Here is a 407-nt window from a genome sequence, read left to right as displayed (position 1 = left end):
GACTTAGTACGCCGGGTCTTAGGCATATCGAGCTTGTCGAACAGCACTCCCTGCAACTGTTTAGGCGAGGACAGATTGATCTTCTCCCCAGCTGCTTCCCACGCAGCCTCCTGGGCTCGTGTTACCCGCTCGTCGAACTCGGAGCGCAACCCTTCAAAGATGTCCGTATCGACGGCGATACCGGCACGCGCCATTGAGATAAGGCACCTCTGTACCCCCATCTCGACATCATGCAGCAGCTCGGCCCCGCCGCGCGCCTCGACCTCTTTCTCCATGACGTCAGCCAGCCTGGTGACAGCCACTGCTCTCTCCATCGACTCAGCAAAATGGTCTTCCCCAAAATCGAGCATGGCCTGGTCAGAGTTTTCCTCTGCCTCACCCAGGGCGACGTTGAGGTGGGTACGTAC

1 protein-coding gene is annotated in these 407 nt (G+C 58.7%); it reads right to left on the bottom strand.

The window, feature by feature from the left end:
* Positions 1–407, bottom strand: a 407-nt coding sequence (locus FNJ47_RS46695) for a DNA polymerase (RefSeq protein ID WP_236000608.1), incomplete at both ends; no start/stop codon positions are given.

It is taken from the genome of Bradyrhizobium uaiense (assembly GCF_010811875.1).
Lineage (GTDB): Bacteria > Pseudomonadota > Alphaproteobacteria > Rhizobiales > Xanthobacteraceae > Bradyrhizobium > Bradyrhizobium uaiense.
The sequence above is the reverse complement of the archived record's forward strand: the minus strand, read 5'-3'. Positions and strand labels throughout refer to the sequence as shown.